This is a genomic window from Variovorax sp. OV329 (assembly GCF_900114785.1).
Lineage (GTDB): Bacteria > Pseudomonadota > Gammaproteobacteria > Burkholderiales > Burkholderiaceae_C > Variovorax.
In genome coordinates this window covers 25,784-43,710 of sequence record NZ_FOUG01000028.1, presented here as the reverse complement: position 1 = coordinate 43,710, position 17,927 = coordinate 25,784, and the positions used below count along the sequence as shown (strand labels likewise).

Sequence of the window (17,927 nt, the reverse complement as noted above, 5' to 3'; positions counted from 1 at the left end):
GCCGCAAAAGGCAGCAGGTTAGGGTTCTTACGTGGGTCAGATTTAGATGGAAATCGCCGGGGTTAGTGGGTCACTTCTAGATGGAAATCAACACCCCGGATCACTTCCAGGCGTGCCTGCGGCAGCGGCTTGCCATGCTCGAGTGTGATGGCGTGCGCAATGGTGTCGATACGCTCGCGCATCAGGCGTGCTGCGTTTCGCAGCACCTCCGCGCGTTCGACGGGCGCGGTGCGGCGCCACACCCGAAAACCCTTTTCGGCCGCGTCGAGCGCGTCGTCCAGGTCCGAGGTTCGGGCGCTCGGCAGGCGACCGATTTCCTGTTCGGTCGCGGGGTTGACCACAGGCAGGTCGCCATGCGTTTTTCGCCAGGCGCCGCCAATGTAGAGCTGGAGGTCGGGGTAGTCGATCATTTGAGTGCAATCCTTGCGGGACGGGCATTCATCCCGAGGGCACTATGGCACTCCACAGGAATTCCAAAAAGTGAATTCCATTATCATTGACTTGAAGATAATTCATGGCTTGGCGCTCGCCTCGTCTGCGGGTCTTGGCGCGCGCGAATTAGAAAAGGTTGGTGTTCATGCCGAATTGGGAACAGCGCATCTCCTTGCGCCATTTGCGCCTGGCCGATGCCATCGAGCGGGAGGGAAGCCTCGTGCGCGCAGCCGAGCGCCTCAACATGACGCAGTCGGCGGTGACCAAGGCGCTTCAGGAGATGGAGGCGCTGACCGAAGCGGCGCTTTTCACGCGCACCAGTCGAGGCTCGGTACCAACGCCCTTCGGCCAGGTCCTCGTGCGGCATGCGCGGGCCATCATCACGCAGCTTCGCAATGCGGATCGCGAGGTGACCGAACTACGTGAAGGGCATGGCAGCGTCACAGTCGGTACCCTGCCGTCCACTGCCGGCGGCATTCTTCCGGCCGCATTGACCATTGTCCTGGAGCGCCAGCCAGGTTTGAAGGTGACGGTGATCGAAGGTCAGCACGACTGGTTGACCACGCTCTTGCGCCGTGGCGATCTGGACCTGATGACAAGCCGGCTTCCAAGCCGGCGGCGACCGGCAGACATCAGTCAGGAAGTGCTGGGGATGGATCGTGCGCGCCTGATCGTGAACGCGCATCATCCCTTGAGCAGAAGGGCACGTCTTCGTTTGGACATGCTCGAAGGTTACGGATGGGTTCTTCCTCCGCACGAAACGTCCATGCGGCGACAACTCGATGCGACCTTTCGCGAAGCCGGAATGGATGCGCCCGTGGCCACTGTCGAATCCATGTCGTTCCTGACGAACCGTGCGCTGATCCTCACGACGGAACTCATCACTGTATGGCCACAACACCTGGCCGACGTGGAGGCACGTACGGGGCTGATCAAGGTCCTACCGCTGGAGCTGGCGAGAACCGATCGCCCACTGGGCGTCTGGTGGCGCACAGCGCCCGGCCTGTCGCCCTCCGCGCAAATGCTCGTCGACGCACTCAGAACGGTCACCGGCGTTTCCGACAGTCGTCATTCAGGGCTGTCAAGTCGTGTGACGGTCTCCCCTTAGGGCTTCGTTCGTCTTGAGAAATCCCCGCACCCAAGGGGGCAGGAACTCTGACTCTCCACAAGACCTGAGAGACTGAGTGATCTGATGATCTCCTGCTTTGCCTGCAGGGCTTTCCCGCCTCGGCGGGTTTTGGTTGCAGCAGGGTTATCGACAAGGCTCGCCCTTGCTGCCCTCACGCCGCTGGCACGCCATGCGCACCAGCGTCGATGTACAGCCGCCTGATGACCGGAAACCGTTCACGCACTGCCTTCTCGATGACGCCGATTGCCTGCGCTGCGTCCGCCGTCGAGCAATCGGGATCGAAATCCAGGTCGATCACCGCCAGCACCTCGTCCGGCCCCATGTACATGGAGAGCACGTGCCCGACTGCCCGTACATGGGGCTGGGCCTTGGCGATGTCGCGTATGGCGCGCGCCGTCTCCGGCCGGATGCCTTCGCCGATCAGCAGGCCCCGAGATTCGCGCACCAGCAAGACCGCCACGCCGCACAGCAGCACGCCGATCAGTATCGATGCGGCCCCATCGAGTTCGGGCATGTCGAAGCGATGGCTGGCATAGATACCCGCCGCGGCGATCAGGAGGCCGACGAGTGCAGCACCGTCTTCGGCGAGCACGGTGTACGTGGCGGGATCCTTGCTCGCGTGCAGCGCATTCCAGAAGGGCCGCTTGTCGATCTGGCCGAGGAACTGGCGCAGCGCGATAGCGAAGCTGGTGCCCTCGAAGAGGGCGGCCAACGCCAGGACGACATAGTTCCATGTCGGATCGGTCATCGGCTCGGGATTGCGGATGTGGTGAATGCCTTCGTAGAGCGCAACGCCGCCGCCCAGTCCGAAAATGAGCACCGCGACGATAAGACTCCAGAAATACAGTTCCTTGCCGTGGCCGAAGGGATGCTCCGCGGTGGCTGGCCGTTTGCTCAGCCGCAGGCCGACCAGCAGCAGAACTCCGTTGACGGTGTCGACGGCGGAGTGAATGCCCTCGGACAGCATGGCAGAGCTGCCCGTGATGCCCGCAACGACAAACTTGGTCACCGCAATCGCGACGTTGGCGGCCATGGCGCCATAGATGGCAATGGGAGATTCGTCGGTCATGCGCCGACTATGCACGCCGGCTCGGGCAATGCGCGTAGGAGCCGTGCGGCATCGGCGCCGCGCGAGGCAGTGGACCGGGCGGGGGCTGGCGGTGCCCCGCTGGGCCGCGTCCGGCGAGCCTTCAGTGAGCGCGCGCCACCCGCAGTGGCCTCGCCATCAACCTATTTCGCGGGCGCCAAAGGGTCGTCCGGCGTTCCGCCCTGAGTCGTCGGTCGCGCGTTCGGCCGGCGGGCGTCGCGCGACTGTTTGCGCTTCTCTCCGGCGACCGCGCCGCGGTCATTGGGAACGCCGCTGATCTCGACGCTTCTTGCGGCGTCGCCGCCTTCAGGCCGCACCTGGCCTTTGGGTTTGGCCTGCTTCCTGCGCTCTGCAGCGTCTTCCGACTTGCCCATGGTGTACCCGGGCGTATTGGGAGGGACGTTTGACCCTGGAATATTCTGCTGGGCGTAAGCGGACGCCCCAAGACACATCGCCACAACTCCGGCTGCGAAAACTCTCATGACAGGGCTCCTCAAGAAAAGGAATGCGACAGGCAGGGTATCGCTCAGCGTATACGCGGCTGCGGAGGCGTTCGGATCACGAAAGATGTAACCGTCTTGCGAATGCTCGTCGGCGGGGGGCGGGGGGTTGCCCCAGCGGGCTCAGGTGCAAGAATGTCACTTCCTCCGTGCGCTCGTTGTCTCATCAAGGAAGGGGACCGCATGATCGTCGCGCCAGGCTTCGTCAAGCAGTATCCGCGTCTTGCGACCTGGATCTGCGACAACATCCCGAAGGTCAGGGAAAAGCAGAAGGTCTTCAGGGCCTTCCAGAAGTATTCCCAGCTGAACGAGAAGGTCTCCGAGCGCGCCTTGCAGCATGGCAACCCGCCGACCATCGAGTACCGCTACCTGCCTGCCGACAACGGCATCTTCATCGGCAACAAGTACCCGGGCATCGTCTTCCTCTCGATGACGATCTGCGACCGCTTCGAGGGCTCGGCCAAGGACGCTGCAGACCCCCGGATGCATCTTCTGATCGAGGCGACCCTGCTACACGAGATGGTGCACTGGGGCGACTTCCAGGACGATCAGCAACTGAGCGCGGGAGAGCAGGGCAAGGCCTTCGAGAAGGCAGCCTACGGCAAGGACGTGCGGCAATACTGGGGGCCGCAGTCGCCGGATTGACCTCGCCTGCGGCAAGAAAAGCAGCCGCGTGGGCTTGTCGGCGCTAGCCGGCCCCTCGTGGGCTTGCCAGCTTCTTGCGCTTCGACTGCGTTGAACGCAGTGCCTGGCTGCGTGCCTCCAGGCCGCTCAGCACGACGTCGATCCACGCGTCGAAGCCGCTATCGAGTGGTCGTTCCTCACCGCTCGACCACCGCAGCAGGAAGGCGCGATTGCGCAGCGCATGCGCGTTCCGTCCTAGCGCTGGATACCGCTGTGCATCGATGGTGTCGACCTGTTCGCAACATGCAGCCTCCCAATCGCCTGCGGCTTCGACAGGCGCGGTCGACAGCTCCAGGGTCGCGAAACCGCACATCGCGCCGATGACGACATTGAAGGCGTCGACAAGGGCGTCACCTTCGAAACCGGCATCTTCCAACGCTGCCACAACCTCGTTCAGGAGCGTTGCGTCAAAGGCGGCGTTGTACGCGAGCTGGCTGGCCACCGCTGGCGCCAACGCGGGATGTCTTCGCAGCGCGGCGCGGAACTGCCGCATCAGCGCGCCAAGCCGCAGTTGCCAGTTGCCAGCCGGCAGGCCCTCGCCAACGCCTGCAAGCGCAATGCCGATGGCCCCGGCGACCAGCGCATCGCGGTTGGGCACGTGCCAGTAGATGGCGGCTGGGAAGACGCCGAGCCGAGACGCCAAGTCCCGTATGCCGAATGCGGCCAGTCCCTTCTCGTCGATCAGCTCGAGCGTCGCCTGCAGGATGCGCTCCCTTCCCAGCGTGTGTTGCGCAGAGTTGGCGCGCGGACGGCCCCGCTGGGTGCGCGACGCTTTCGCTCTGGACTTGGGCAAGGCAGTTGACATGGTTTATTGTACGCGGTTCAATTCATAATTGAACAACGTACAATTTATTCGCAAGGAGTCCAGACATGCACCTCTCGCCCAGGCCCCCGGTCCATCAGTTCGATGGCGGCTGCGTCTTCATCGATGGCACGTATGCCCCGCTGTCGGAGGCCAAGATCTCGATGTTCGACTGGGGCTTCACCCGCTCGGACGTGACTTACGACGTCGCGACCACCTGGCACGGGAGCTTCTTCCGCCTGGATGCGCACATGGACCGCTTCTTCGCGAGCCTTCGCAAGATGCATCTCGCGATTCCCTACGACCGCGCCCAGTTGCGCCAGATCCTCCACGGCTGCGTCCGCGCCGGCGGCTTGCAGGACAGCTACGTGGCAATGGTCTGTACTCGGGGAGTTCCCCCGCGCGGTGCCCGCGATCCGCGCCAGGCGCAGAACCGCTTCTACGCTTATGCCTTGCCCTACGTCTGGATTGCGTCGCGTGAAAAGCAACTCGCCGGCATCGACCTGCACGTGAGCGAGCGCGTTCGAATCTCGCCCGAGTCGGCGGACCCGACGGTGAAGAACTACCACTGGATGGACCTGGTGCAGTCCATGTTCGACGCGTATGACCGCGGCCACGACACCAGCTGCGTGGTGGACGGAGCGGGCAACGTCACCGAAGGCCCCGGATTCAATGTCTTCGCGGTCAAGGACGGCATCGTGCACACCGCGGCAAAGGGCGTTCTCGAGGGCATTTCGCGGCGCACCGCCATCGAGTTGTGCCAACGCTTCGAGATCCCGTTGCGCATCGAGCCCCTGCCGGTGGCGCTGCTGCGCGACGCCGATGAAGTCTTCCTCACCTCGAGCGGTGGCGGCGTGCTGCCGATCGCAAGAATCGACGGGCAGCGATTGCCGGCGTTTCCCGGCCCCGTCACCCAACGGATCTACGAAGGCTACTGGGCCATGCATGAAGAGCCGGCGTTCAACGACCCCGTTGACTACGGGGCCTGACAGCCTGCCTCCTGAGTGCCCGCACGGGCACGGCGTCCCTGCCTCGATTCAGGGACTTCGCTTGCTATCGGAGGCTGCAGGGGCGCTGTGTCCAGGACCGAATGCGTAGCGGGCAAGCAACTGCAGGTCGGCCTCGTCCTTGATCTCTGCACTCATGGCAGGCAGCGCGTCTCCCAGAGCCAAGACAGCCAGAGCTTTGTGTGGGCAAAGCCCCAGGCACCGTGTGCGCGTGACGCGGCAACGTACGGGGGAATCCGCGCTGAGGCTGCGCAGGTGCTTGGAGGCAGTTTTGCTGTCGACAAGTCGCGGACCGTCCGGCCTGTTTTCGCAGTCGGCGCATACGACGACCAAACGCTTGAACTTCGAGGCCTTGAGCTTCATGAAAAAAAGCCGCCACGAGCGACGGCTTCCGAGTTTCGCAGTTTCAGTCTTCCCCTAGCCCTTTTGGCCTTGGCCGGGCTGCTGAGGCGTATTGGGGCTGCCTTGCCCGGGCTGCCGCCTTCCCGGATCGCTCTGCTCTTGTTGCCCTGGTTGACCTGGCTTGTTGCCCGGTTGGCTGGGGCTGTTCTGACCTGGTTGATTGGACATTGCGGTCTCCTGATGAATGGAGCAACAGCGCTCCGCATCCAATCTATGGCAGACACATCGCGAGGAAAGTAGCCGCGTTTCGCTTTGGTTCGTAGGACGCCCCTAGGGTGGATGTCATTTGACATGGCTGCGCAATGGCGGAGGGAGCAAAGAACCGCACCCCCTGCCGGTCATGGAGCGCAGTTTTAGTTTGTCGGCCTCGATCGTTCTTAACGGCCCTGATTGGTGCGTACCAAGCATCACCGTGCGCCCGCTGACGGACCTACTGCCGCACACCCATCCTATCTACGCTAAGCGTCATCCGGCCTTTCGCCGTGATCCGTGCCCGACAACCAGGATGTCGGACGGCGATCCGCGGCCAGTCACACGGCCGCTTCGGCCTGGGCAATCGGGCCCTCACTTGGAGAAATCACAATGCTATCTGTAGAAAACACCTCGCAACGCGCGATCCAGGATCCCAGCGATCTTGTTCCGTCACGCTACGCGTTGAAGGTCGGCAATATCGACGCGCTGGTGGTCAGCGATGGCGTGCTTCCGCTGCCGACCTCGACCATGGCCACCAATGTGGATCCGGCCGACCTTGCGAAGTGGCTGGACCATATGTTCATGCCTCCTGACAAGTTCGACTGGCCGCTTAACGTAATGGCGGCTCGCAGCGCAGACCAGACCATCCTCATCGATGCGGGCCTGGGAGGCCAGTTCCCGGGCTTCCCGCGTGCCGGGCAATTCCCGCGGCGACTGGATGCCGCCGGCATCCAACTCGAGGACGTGACCGACGTGATCATCACCCACATGCACATGGATCATGTGGGTGGACTGCTTGTCCCCGAGGTCAAGGAGCGGTTGCGCGCGGACGTGCGCATCCACGTTGCCGCCGCCGAAGTCAAGTTCTGGACCTCACCCGACTTCTCTCACACCGTCATGCCCAAGCCAGTGCCGCCCGTGTTGAGGGAGACCGCGACCAGCTTCTACAACGAGTACCGCGACCGGCTGCGGATCTTCGAGGACAAGCATGAGGTTGCACCGGGCGTGACCGTCCGCCTCACCGGCGGGCATACCCCGGGTCATAGCGTAGTTGATCTGATCTCGAACGGCGAGCGATTGACTTTTGCGGGCGACGCCATGTTCCCGGTCGCATTCGATCACCCCGACTGGCAGAACGGCTTTGAACACGATCCTGAGGAAGCGACTCGGGTTCGGGTTGGTCTCTTCCGCGAGTTGGCGGAAAACCGCGGGCTTCTGGTTGCCGCCCATCTGCCGTTCCCGTCCGTCGGCCGCGTGGCGCTTGACGGAGACGCCTTCCGTTGGGTGCCGGTCATCTGGGACTACTGACCCCCTTGAGCAGGGACTGGTCTGCCAACGGTTCGCGCCGTGCAGATCAGTTCGTGTGGTTGGTTCAACGCATGGGGCGAGCGCGCGAGAGACGGATCTCGCCCATGCGAACCGGTCACGACGATGGGCGATCTCGCGGCTGTCGCCAACGCGGACCGCGGTTCGAGCTTCTATTTCGAACTCCCTGAGGCCGGGGCGACGAGGATGCTTGGCGGCTGACTTGATACCCCGGGGGATGCCCAAGGGTCACCCCATTGAGATCAATTCACCTCAGCGTGCGCCAGCCTGCATTCCGACTGCCGCGTGGAACCGTGCCAGCGACAGTTTCTTCGGGAGCAAGAACATCCGGGTTTCCAACCGATCCAGATCGTCGGGCGCGACATCACGGCCCAGATAGCCAAGTTGCTTGTTGCGAAGTTCGGCGAAGCGAGTTTCATATCGCCTGGCCAGACTGCGCCACAAGGCGACCGTGAACAGGCTCGAATGGGGTCGTCATCGCTCGTTCATACCGCTCCAGCCAGGTCCAGAAGGCGGCAGAACCGCGGCTCAATGAATCGACCATGCTTGCCAATCCAAGGAGATTGACGAGGCGGCCCTCCGCTCGAATCACCAGGTCATACGCCTGCATGTCTTGCTCCAGAATCCGTACCTCACGGGCACCAAGCTCCGCTAGAACATCACGAGCGCAAGCATGCGGAACCTTGATGCGCAGAAACATCACAGGCTCCACCCAAGCGTTCGACTCGCGGTCCATGTAGGCGTGAACCCGGGCTTGCGGAAGACGACCTTCGCGCCGTGCGCATTCCCAATCAGATGCTGCGCCTCTTCCAGGAAGCGCTCATTGGCGGCGTAGATCTGCCCGCCCCGGCCTTCGCATACCACGAGATAGCAATCCGGACGTGAAAGCCAGTCCACCACACCGCGCGCTTCGAAGATCCGAAGTCCCTGTGCGCCCGCAAGAAGCGATTGCCGCAATGGATACTGGGCAAGTCTGTCGCTACAGAACATTCACATCTCCTCTTCGAAGCCGGGGTCCGACCCTGACGAGCCTGGCGACGTCGATATGGCTTTTCATCCGCTGCTCCTCATCGGGTTCCTGGCTGTCGCATGGACACGCTCAGCGGCGGATGGCGCGTCCAGTCCGGGCCTTGGCTCAATGCGCAGATCGTGGGGTACCAATAGCACGTCACACTTCGACCATCGCAGCACGCGGTGGGCCGCGCTCCCGAAGACAAAATCAGAGAAGCCGCGACGCCTGTTCTTGCCGACCACAATGAGTTCGGCATTGGAGTGCCTTTGCTTAAGTTCTACGTCGTGCACGACTTCTTCATGCAACTTGGACTTGAGCGTGGGGTCCAACGCGTGGATCGGCTCGAGTTCAGCATTTCGGCCAAGCGAGCGGGCCATTTGCGACAGCTTTCCGGAATCGGGTGCGGAGTCGATCGCCACCAGCATTCGTTGGTAGCTACGAATCGCTTCCAGCCGTGCAAGCAGGATTGGACAAGAAACGATGCGCTGCAGCCGTTCAACGGGCTGGCCGCAGAAGAACGCTTGAGCTGATCGTTCCCAGAACTGGCTGACTACCAGCAAGTCCACCCACCGAGCCTCCTCTGCAACCGCTTGGAAATGTCCACTGCTGTCGGCAACGCCTTTCACGAGAATGCCAAAGCGCGTGTGGATGTCAGAGGCGAGACGCCTCACGTCCCCCCGCCAGGCATCTGCATGGACGGCGCCTTGGAGGTCAGGCGGGGCATGCATGATCTTGAGCAAGCAGCGCTGCTGTTGGGCAAGCAGCGCTGCCCGGAGCACTGCAACTTCGCCCCGCGGGGAAAAGTCGGTGAGCGCGAGAATCGAATGAAGGTTCACCATGAATCTCCTAGCGGCCCATGGCCGCAGCACTCCATCCGAAGGACAGCAAGGTGCTCTGGCGTCGTGCGGTCTCACCCGGCCCAGCCTGATCGAGTTCGGGTGCGCGAGCGAACACCGCCGCCGGATTGGGCAGGGCAGGGGGCTCGGGCGCACCGGCTCTGACCCTGCGCACTGCCGGCGAGTCGGATGAAAGCCTCTCGACGGCGCTTGCAACGGAGGCGGGCTCGTAGTCGTGCGGCACCACGAGCACGTCGGTGCTTGAAAGGCCCAGGATGCGATTGGCGGTGCTTTCGAAGAACAGGTCACTCAGTCGCGTCGACGGATGCCTGCCAACGACGATGAGTTCAGCGCCGCTGTTTTCCTGCTGCACGACGGTTTGCCTGGCGGCATCGCCGTGCCCGACAGCGGACAGCACACGATTGCGCCTGGAGTCGTAAGAATCCGTCAGCCAGAACATCCTGTCCTGCGCGTAGCGCCGGCACGCGTTTCGGTACGCCTTGATGGCGTGATCCGAAACCTCGGCATACCGGAGCTTCCCCTCGTTGGCTGTGCTCACTGCGTGGAAGAGCTCGACCTGGGCCGACTTGTTCAGAGCAAAGCTGACGTCCACAAGCGCGCGTGATGCTTGCGTGAAGTCAACGGCAACGATGAGGCTGCGATAGTCATGCTTGGCCTCGCGTCGAACGACGAGAACGGGCCGCCTGGCGGCTCGAAGGAACCGTTCAACCGGCTTGCCCATGAAGAAGGACCGCAGACCTCTTACCGGAGCAGTGCCCCATACGACCAGGTCAGCGCGCCGGACTTCGGGGAGAAGGTCTTCGACTGTGAAGGCAAGGCGGCTCACAGCACATGCTCGAATCCCATGGCGCTGGCTGAGCTGCAAAGCATGGTGGGCCAGCCTGGTGGCGGCGTCTGCAAGTGGAGCCTCGCCAGGGTAGGCAAGGTAGACGAGTTTGAGCGTGGCACCGTGCTGCGCGCTGAGCAGGGCTGCGCGCGACAGCGCGTTGTTTCCGCGAGGGGAAAAATCAGTCACGGCAAGGAGGGTGCGGGGGGGCATGGCAAAACCTTTCGACATGGCTAGCGCCCGCCTTCCAGTGCGCGACATCGCGACTACGGGAACGCGGGGCAAACAGAGTGGCTCGGTTGCGAGCCTAGGAACGAGCTTGGGTCTGACTACCGGGCGTAGTCGCCGCTCGCTTCTGGCTGGTATCGGATGGCCGCGATTTCGGCGGCGCACTCCTCGCCAGTGGGCGTGAGCCACCGGGCAACATCGCCGGTCTTCAGGCCCAAGAGGCTGTTGCCGACTGGCGATAGGACCGAAATGAAGCCCGCTGCAGGCTCAGCATCTCCCGGATAGCAGATCGTCAGCACTTGGCGCCGGCGCGTGTGCACGTCAACGACTTCCGCGCGCGAATACATCGTGACGACATCTGCATGCACGGTGCGGGAGCTGGTGACCTCCGCGCAAGCGAGCAGATCCGCGAGGGAGGGCGGAAGCTGATGGCTCGGCAGTTTCGAGAGACGGGAGAAATCAAGATCGGTGAGCGTGCGCTCGCCGTGACCAATTGCATGCATTGCAGCACTCCATCGAATGCGAATGCCCTTGAATCCGGCATTCGCGACCGCGCGAGGTTTGTGCCCGGCGGTGGATGGTTGCGCTGAAAGGGAGAAGAGCGGACCGCCGGGCTTAGGAATGTGCTGGCGTCTGCTGACGACAAACCTTCTTTGCGAGCGCCCGCGCGTAGGTGGCCGCAAGAAGCAGCGCAACCAAGGCGACGTGGGTGCAAAGCAGGGTGGTGGTCATGCAGGGAAGTCTAGGCGATTTGGCTTTTACTGCAACCGCTGACGCCAATGTCCTCACAGCCTCTGCCAGAAAGGCACCACGGGCACCCTGAGTAGCCAACGCGGGTCGTGGGGGGGCTCAGAACCCGACGTTCCCGGCGCCCTTGAGCGAGAGAATCTCGCGCGCCTGTGCCGGCGTCGCGATCTGCAGGCCAAGCCCTTCCAGGATCTCGCGGACCTTGCGCACCTGCTGCGCGTTCGACTCGGCCAGCTTTCCTGGAGCGATCCACAGGCTGTCTTCCAGGCCGACGCGCACATTGCCCCCCATCGACGCCGCCATGGCCGCCACCTTCATCTGATTGCGGCCCGCGCCGAGCACCGACCATCGGTAGTCGTTGCCGAACAGGCGGTCCGCGGTGCGCTTCATGTGCATGACATCGTCCGGGTGTGCGCCGATGCCGCCCAGGATGCCGAACACGGTCTGGACGAAGAAGGGCGGCTTGATCAGCCCGCGGTCGATGAAGTGGGCCAGGTTGTAGAGGTGCGAGGTGTCGTAGCACTCGAACTCGAAGCGCGTGCCGCTGGCCGACAGTTCCCGCAGCGAGGTCTCGATGTCACCGTAGGTGTTGCGAAAGACCAGGTCCTTGCTGCCCTCCAGGTACGAACGCTCCCAGTCGTGCTTGAATTCCTTGAAGCGGTCCAGCATCGGGAACAGGCCGAATCCCATCGAACCCATGTTCATCGAGGCGACCTCGGGCTGCAGCACGGTCGCGGGCCGGATGCGTTCCTGCACCGACATGTACGGCGAGCCGCCGGTGGTCAGGTTGACCACTGCATCGCACTCTCCCTTGATGCGCCCCAGAAAGGGCGTGAAAGCCTCCGGGCGCTGGTCCGGCTTTCCGGTCACCGGGTCGCGGGCATGCAGATGGATGATGGCGGCTCCTGCCTTGGCCGCCGCGATTGAAGACTCCGCGATCTCTTCTGGCGTCACCGGCAGGTACGGGGACATCGACGGCGTGTGGATCGCGCCGGTGATGGCGCAGCTGATGATGACGACATTCTGTGGATACATGTGTTGCTCCTTCAACCCGTGATGTCCTTGCCGAAGATCGCCCGCGCGATCACCAGCTTCTGGATCTCGTTCGTGCCTTCGTAGATCTCCGCAATCTTGCAGTCGCGGTAGATCTCCTCCACGCGATAGTGCGAGCCGTCGGCCGCCAGTTCGGCCATGAAGCCATAGCCGCCGAAGATCTGGACGCCGTCGCGCGCGAACTCGGCAGCCAGGTTGGTTGCATACCACTTCGCCATGGCAGCCTCGGGCTCCGGAAAGGCCTCGCCCGCATCCATGCGCAGCGCTGCCTTCATGTAGAGGTTGCGCGCGTTCTCGATCTCGGTGGCGCGCTCGGCCAGCTTGAACTGCCAGTGCTGGAACTGCGCGATCTTCTTGCCGAAGGCCTGCCGCGTCACCAGCCGTTCGACGCTGTGGTCGAAGGTGGCCTGCGCCATGCCGACGCCGCTCGCGGCAATGCCGATGCGCCCGTAGGTCAGGGTCTGCAAGGCGATCTTGAGACCACCGCCGACGGCGCCGACAACGTTATCCGGCGGCACCTGCACGTTGTCGAAATAGATGTCTGCGGTCAACTGGCCGTGATTTCCCATCTTCCGATCAGGCGCGCCAACGCGCACGCCGGGTGAATCCAGGTCGATCACGATCTCCGTCATGCGTCCTTCCTCGGCGCACAGCAGCACGACGAAATCGGCCACCGGCGCGTTGGTGATGAAGCGCTTGCGGCCGTTGACCACGTAGCCTCCGCCCTCGCGGTTCGCGAAGGTCTGCATCGTCTTGATGCTCAGGTCGGTGCTGGCATCGGGCTCGGTGGTGGCAAAGCTGCCGATCTTCTCGCCAGCCAGCAGGGGCGCCAGGTAGCGCTCCTGCAGCGCAGGCGATGCATGTTCCAGCGCATGACCGGCCAGGATGCAATGAACGTCGACCACGGCGGCGACGGAGTTCGAGTGGTAGGCCAGTTCCTCGATGAGCACGGCGGTAGCGCAGGCCGGGTGCTTCAGCCCACGCCCGCCGACCTCGGCCGCGAAGGGAATGCGAAACAGCCCGGCATCAGCCATCTTGCGAAAGAGCTCGCGCGGGAAGTTCTCGACCGACTCCTCGCGATGCCCGATTTCCCACGCGACCGGCGCAACATGTTCGTTGGCAAAGCGGCGCACCTCCTCGCGGATGGCCAGGGTTTCCGTGGGCGTGAGCAGGTCGTGATAAAGCTTGGGCTGATGGCGCTCGGGCGCCTGCGGTGTCAGTGCAACGGTGTTGTCTCTGGCGTTCATGTCTCTCGATTCCTGTGGAGGGTGGTGGGCGCTGTGATTCGCACGACAGCCAGTGTCCGCGCCGGGACGCTCTGACGATTGACCGGTCGGGACATCGAGTTGCCCTCTCGGGACATCTCGGGAATCTCCGCACCTGTCCTGAAAAGCTGCTGGATGACGTCATCGTTGGCGGGGTACAGTGCAAAGCGCGCTTCGCTACACCCCTCTCACCACGTCGTTTGCAGGAGGATGTCGATGTCAACTCCCCCTTCGAGACGCTCGGCCTTTGCCGTAGCCGCTCTCATCGCCATCGTTGCCGGCTTGCTGATCTACGCCTACCAGCAGGGAGTGTTCAGCCGCCGGGACCATCTCTACGTCGCGGCGCCCGACGCAGCCGGTATCTTCGAGGGCATGCGGGTGACGACCCGTGGCGTGGTGATCGGGAGCGTTCGCAGCATTGCACTGCCACCAGCGCAGTCCAGTGACGAGGGTGCACGGATCGAACTGAGCATCCGCCAGGAATACATGTCGCAGATACCGAAGGGAACGCAGGCGAGACTGGTTCGCGAGCACCTGATCGGCAAGCCGGCGATCGACCTGGTGCCACCGCCCGGCGGCGCACAAGCCGTGGATTCGGGCGAAGTGCTGGCGCTCGAACGCGTCAAGCTCGGCGACCAGATTGCGCAGGAACTTCAGGCCGCGCTGACGCCGGTGATCGCCGATGCGCGCGAGTTGACTCAAAGCTTGAAGGACCCGGCGGGCCCCTTCCAGCAGACGCTGAAGGCCGGCCAGGACCTTGCTTCGAAGATGCCCGCCATCGCCGAGAAGACGGACCAGGTGATCGAGCAGACGCGAGAGACCGTCGAGACCGTCGAGAGCGGCGCCGTCGCGACGCTGGAAAAGGCCAGCCACGTCATTGGGGTCGTGCAGGAGGCCGCGCCGGCGGTGATGGAGAAGATGCAGCAGGCCGCGGCAAGCTCGCAAGCGGCCAGCGCCGAGGTGCAGGCCATGGCGGCGTTGGCACATGAAAGACTGCCCGGCGTGCTCGACCAGGTGCAGGCCGCGGCCACGCAGACCAACCAGATGGTGAGCAATGCGCGCCAGACCTGGCCGATCAGTTGGCTGACCGGCACGTCGACCACACCGCAGTCGCTGCCGATCGACAGCATCGGTGGGTTGCCGCTGCCGGGAGAGGCGCCATGAACCGCATGCGCCGGGGGGTGGCCTGCGCCTTTTGGGTCCTGGCAGCCGGCCTGCTCGGAGGTTGCTCCACACCGGTCGTGCGCTCTGCTGCGGATGTCCGGGCGCAGGGCTACAACACGCAGGGAATGGACCGCTTCAAGGCCGGCGACCTGCCGCGAGCGCTGGTGTTCTTCCAGCAAGCACTCGAAGTCGGCCAGTCGATCGAGGACGACGATGCCATCGCAGCCACGCGTCTGAACATCTCCATGGTTTATCTGGGCATGGGGCTACAGGACGAGGCCTTGAAGCAACTGGATCTGGTGATGGACGAGCGCCGCCTCGCGTTCAGCGCCGACCGACGCGCCGAAGCCGCATTGCGGCGCGCCATGGCCGTGCAGGCGAGCGACCGTGACAGTGCCGAACAAGCGCTAGACCGGGCTGGCGTGCTCTGCGGCGGCCATTGCAGCGTGAGGGGAAAGATACTCAATCTGAAGGCCTATGTGGCGCTGGACGCGGGACGCGCCCAGGAAGCGTTGCGACTCGCGCAGCAAGCGCAAGGCGCGTTGGACAAAGAGGATTCGCTGGAAAGGGCCAACGCGCTGCGCTTGCAGTCGAGCGCCTACATCGCCATGAAGACGCCTGCTGCGGCGGTGCCGCTGCTTCACGAAGCGTTGAAGATGGACAAGGCGGCCGGGGCGAGCGAGAAGATCTATCAGGATCTGCTGCTCCTCGGCCAGGCGTCCATGGACAGGCCGGAACTCGCCAAAGACTACTGGACCCGGGCTCACGACGTGGCGGTGGCGGCGAAGAACGAAGCGGGATCCCGGCGCACCGCGAGATTGCTGGCAGCCCCAGCGCCCTGACCCAAGGCGTCCAAGGCGTCCAGGGCGTCCAGGGCGTCCAGGGCGTCCAGGGCGTCCAGGGCGTCCAGGGCGCGCGGGCCGGCGGACTGCCGCGTTCATTCAACCCAGAGCGCAAAGCCTGGGGTTAGTACTGGGTGTCCCAGTGGGGTAAATGCATGTCACCCCAGGTCAATTGGCTCGCGTCTCTCCTCGGAACAATGAGCGCCTGACCTGAACTTCCCTGGAGACACACATGCACTTCCTCGACGATTCCCTGCTGCCTGAAAACCAGCAAAAGCTGGTGATCCAGGTGGCCCCCTACGGCCCCCAATGGGCCGCCGGCGACTCCGACGACATCCCCGTGACGATGGACCAGCAGGTGCAAAAGGCGGTGGACTGCTGGAACGCCGGCGCCACCGTGCTGCACGTGCACGTTCGCGAAGACGACGGCAAGGGCAGCAAGCGCCTGTCCAAGTTCAACGAGATGCTGGCGCGCCTGCGCGAAGCGGTTCCCCAGATGATCCTGCAGGTGGGCGGCTCGATTTCCTTTGCCCCCGAGAGCGAAGGCCAGGCCGCCAAGTGGATGAGCGACGACACGCGCCACATGCTGGCCGAACTCGACCCGAAGCCCGACCAGGTCACGGTGGCGGTCAACACCCAGCAGATGAACGTGATGGAGCTGATGACCGCGGCCGACGTGGCGGGCACTTCGCTGGCCAACCCGGCAGTGCAGGCGGCCTATCGCGACATGATCGTGCCCTCCAACCCGTCGTGGCACGAGGAGCACATCCGCCGCCTGGTGGCCAAGGGCATCCAGCCGCACTTCATGCTGGGCAACCTCACGGGCCTGGAAAGCCTCCTGCGCATGGTGCGCCGCGGCGTCTACGGCGGCCCGCTGAACATCAACTACGTGGCCATCGGCGGCGGCTCGGCGGGCCTGCATCCGGCCGACATGCTGGAGTTCGCCCGCCGCACGCCCGACGGCGCGGTGCTCACGCTGGAGACGCTCAACCGCCACATCTACCCGATGAATTCCATGGCCATCGCGCTGGGCATGCATGTGCGCGTGGGCATCGAGGACACGCTGTTCGGCCCGCACGGCGAGCGCATGACCTCCGTGCAGCAGATCGAGATGGTGGTACGCCAGGCGCGCGAGCTGCGTCGTGAAGTGGCCAATGGCGCGGAGGCGCGCAGCATCTTCGGCATCGGCCAGTCCTGGGGCGGCGCCGACGAGACGCTGGCGCGCCTGGGCATGCCGCCCAACCGGGTCCAGGGCCAGCGCGGCGTGCCTGTGCGCGTCGCGGCCTGAACCGCCCAATCAACAAACCCAGGAGACAGACATGAACCTGATCACACATCTGGGCCGCGCACTGCGCCATGGCTCATTGCTGGCTGGCGCCACGCTGGCGCTTGCCGAACCCTCCGCATGGGCGCAGGCCTTTCCACAGAAGCCCGTGCGCCTGCTGGTCACTGCGCCGGCGGGTGGCACCTCCGACATGGTGGCACGCATGGTCGCCGAGGGGCTGGCGCCCTTGCTCGGCCAGCCGGTGATCGTCGAGAACAAGCCCGGTGCCCTGGGCGGCATCGCGATGCAGGACCTGCTGTCGTCGCCGCACGATGGGCACACCCTGGTTGTCGCACCCAATGCCCTGGTCAGCGAGGTGCCGCACACACTCAAGCCCAAGTACGACCCGTTCAAGGACATCCGGCCCCTCGCCGAACTGGCGCGCAGTGGCCTCGTGCTGGTCAGCAACCCGGCGCTCCCGGCGAAGAACCTCAACGAGCTCGTGGCCTATGTGAAGGCCAGCCCCGGCAAGATCAGCTATGCGTCGTACAGCGCCGGCACGCTGTCGCATGTCCTGGGCCTGCAGATGTCCAAGGTTGCGGGCCTCGACATGACCCATGTCGCCTACAAGGGATCGCCGCCCGCCCTGGTGGACGTGATGGGCGGACATGTGCCGCTGATGTTCGATGGCGTCGCAACGTCGCTGCCGATGATCAAGAGCGGCAAGCTCAAGGCCTATGCGGTCAGCACGCCCAAGCGCCTGAGCGTTCTGCCGGACGTTCCGACCTTCACCGAGCTCGGCTTCCCGCAACTCGAGGCGATCGGCTGGATCGGGCTGTTCGCGGCATCCGACGTGCCCCCGGCAGTCCAGCAAAGGATCCGGGAGGCGACGCTCAAGGTGTTGCAGCAGCCTGCGTTGCGCGAGCGCTTCAAGGACCTAGGTCAAGAGGTCGGCCAGCCGCTCACGTCCGACGAGATGTCGACAGCCTTGCGCAGCGATTCCGCGCGCGTTGGCGAGGTGCTGCGCTCGGTCAACTACAAGCCGGAGTGAGCTGAGCGCGCTCGACAAGAGTCCCACCACCCGACATCCTGCCGAGAGCCCAATCCC

General features: G+C 64.0%; 19 protein-coding genes. 8 read left to right on the top strand and 11 right to left on the bottom strand.

Features of this window, described 5'->3' with window-relative positions; all coding sequences use genetic code 11:
* Window positions 1–62 precede the first annotated feature (62 nt).
* On the bottom strand, window positions 63–410 hold the full coding sequence (locus tag BM345_RS28155; protein WP_093386772.1) for an aldehyde dehydrogenase family protein: 348 nt from the start codon (window positions 408–410) through the stop codon (window positions 63–65).
* A gap of 167 nt (window positions 411–577) precedes the next feature.
* Between BM345_RS28155 and BM345_RS28150 the strand changes: the two genes are divergently transcribed.
* A complete protein-coding gene (locus BM345_RS28150) occupies window positions 578–1,540 on the top strand; it encodes a LysR family transcriptional regulator (protein WP_139237651.1) in 963 nt (320 codons plus the stop codon).
* A 172-nt stretch (window positions 1,541–1,712) separates the two neighbouring features.
* Here the strand turns inward: BM345_RS28150 and BM345_RS28145 are convergent, their stop codons facing one another.
* Window positions 1,713–2,630: a cation diffusion facilitator family transporter gene (locus tag BM345_RS28145; protein ID WP_093386767.1), complete on the bottom strand. Its 918-nt coding sequence runs from the start codon at window positions 2,628–2,630 to the stop codon at window positions 1,713–1,715.
* A gap of 161 nt (window positions 2,631–2,791) precedes the next feature.
* Window positions 2,792–3,022: a hypothetical protein gene (locus BM345_RS29940; protein WP_139237650.1), complete on the bottom strand. Its 231-nt coding sequence runs from the start codon at window positions 3,020–3,022 to the stop codon at window positions 2,792–2,794.
* A 309-nt stretch (window positions 3,023–3,331) separates the two neighbouring features.
* On the opposite strand from BM345_RS29940, the gene BM345_RS28140 reads away from it, so the two are divergent.
* On the top strand, window positions 3,332–3,793 hold the full coding sequence (locus BM345_RS28140) for a hypothetical protein (RefSeq protein ID WP_175545187.1): 462 nt from the start codon (window positions 3,332–3,334) through the stop codon (window positions 3,791–3,793).
* A 43-nt stretch (window positions 3,794–3,836) separates the two neighbouring features.
* On the opposite strand, the gene BM345_RS28135 is transcribed toward BM345_RS28140, so the two are convergent.
* Window positions 3,837–4,625: a TetR/AcrR family transcriptional regulator gene (locus BM345_RS28135; protein WP_175545186.1), complete on the bottom strand. Its 789-nt coding sequence runs from the start codon at window positions 4,623–4,625 to the stop codon at window positions 3,837–3,839.
* Between the two features lie 77 nt (window positions 4,626–4,702).
* Between BM345_RS28135 and BM345_RS28130 the strand changes: the two genes are divergently transcribed.
* Window positions 4,703–5,623 carry an aminotransferase class IV gene (locus tag BM345_RS28130; protein ID WP_093386758.1) on the top strand — a complete coding sequence of 307 codons (921 nt, stop codon included), beginning with the start codon at window positions 4,703–4,705 and terminating at the stop codon, window positions 5,621–5,623.
* Between the two features lie 1,002 nt (window positions 5,624–6,625).
* Entirely contained in the window at window positions 6,626–7,543 is a 918-nt protein-coding gene (locus BM345_RS28125) for an MBL fold metallo-hydrolase (protein WP_093386755.1), read from the top strand.
* 433 nt (window positions 7,544–7,976) lie between these two features.
* Here BM345_RS28125 and BM345_RS28120 read toward each other — a convergent pair whose 3' ends face one another.
* From BM345_RS28120 to BM345_RS28095, 7 genes are all read right to left on the bottom strand, one after another.
* Entirely contained in the window at window positions 7,977–8,261 is a 285-nt protein-coding gene (locus tag BM345_RS28120; RefSeq protein WP_175545185.1) for a hypothetical protein, read from the bottom strand.
* Window positions 8,261–8,551 carry a hypothetical protein gene (locus BM345_RS29935; protein WP_139237646.1) on the bottom strand — a complete coding sequence of 97 codons (291 nt, stop codon included), beginning with the start codon at window positions 8,549–8,551 and terminating at the stop codon, window positions 8,261–8,263. Before BM345_RS29935 ends, BM345_RS28120 begins: the two co-directional genes overlap by 1 nt.
* 63 nt (window positions 8,552–8,614) lie before the next feature.
* Window positions 8,615–9,412 carry a universal stress protein gene (locus tag BM345_RS28115; protein ID WP_093386750.1) on the bottom strand — a complete coding sequence of 266 codons (798 nt, stop codon included), beginning with the start codon at window positions 9,410–9,412 and terminating at the stop codon, window positions 8,615–8,617.
* A gap of 7 nt (window positions 9,413–9,419) precedes the next feature.
* A complete protein-coding gene (locus tag BM345_RS28110) occupies window positions 9,420–10,487 on the bottom strand; it encodes a universal stress protein (RefSeq protein WP_254790037.1) in 1,068 nt (355 codons plus the stop codon).
* A 98-nt stretch (window positions 10,488–10,585) separates the two neighbouring features.
* Window positions 10,586–10,987 carry a GreA/GreB family elongation factor gene (locus tag BM345_RS28105; protein WP_093386746.1) on the bottom strand — a complete coding sequence of 134 codons (402 nt, stop codon included), beginning with the start codon at window positions 10,985–10,987 and terminating at the stop codon, window positions 10,586–10,588.
* Window positions 10,988–11,333: 346 nt separating this feature from the next.
* Window positions 11,334–12,266, bottom strand: coding sequence for a 3,5-dioxohexanoate:acetyl-CoA acetone transferase (locus tag BM345_RS28100; RefSeq protein WP_093386743.1), 933 nt, complete (start codon window positions 12,264–12,266; stop codon window positions 11,334–11,336).
* An 11-nt stretch (window positions 12,267–12,277) separates the two neighbouring features.
* Window positions 12,278–13,531 (bottom strand): acyl-CoA dehydrogenase family protein, encoded by a 1,254-nt coding sequence (locus BM345_RS28095; protein ID WP_093386741.1) that lies wholly within the window; start codon window positions 13,529–13,531, stop codon window positions 12,278–12,280.
* A 234-nt stretch (window positions 13,532–13,765) separates the two neighbouring features.
* Here BM345_RS28095 and BM345_RS28090 point away from each other — a divergent pair, with 234 nt between their 5' ends.
* The 4 genes from BM345_RS28090 to BM345_RS28075 all read left to right on the top strand — a co-directional run bounded on the left by BM345_RS28090 (window position 13,766) and on the right by BM345_RS28075 (window position 17,870).
* Window positions 13,766–14,713: an MlaD family protein gene (locus BM345_RS28090; protein ID WP_175545184.1), complete on the top strand. Its 948-nt coding sequence runs from the start codon at window positions 13,766–13,768 to the stop codon at window positions 14,711–14,713.
* Window positions 14,710–15,555 carry a tetratricopeptide repeat protein gene (locus BM345_RS28085; protein ID WP_139237644.1) on the top strand — a complete coding sequence of 282 codons (846 nt, stop codon included), beginning with the start codon at window positions 14,710–14,712 and terminating at the stop codon, window positions 15,553–15,555. Before BM345_RS28090 ends, BM345_RS28085 begins: the two co-directional genes overlap by 4 nt.
* 232 nt (window positions 15,556–15,787) lie before the next feature.
* Window positions 15,788–16,843, top strand: coding sequence for a beta-keto acid cleavage family enzyme (locus tag BM345_RS28080; RefSeq protein ID WP_093386734.1), 1,056 nt, complete (start codon window positions 15,788–15,790; stop codon window positions 16,841–16,843).
* A 31-nt stretch (window positions 16,844–16,874) separates the two neighbouring features.
* Window positions 16,875–17,870 (top strand): Bug family tripartite tricarboxylate transporter substrate binding protein, encoded by a 996-nt coding sequence (locus tag BM345_RS28075; protein ID WP_093386732.1) that lies wholly within the window; start codon window positions 16,875–16,877, stop codon window positions 17,868–17,870.
* Window positions 17,871–17,927 lie beyond the last annotated feature (57 nt).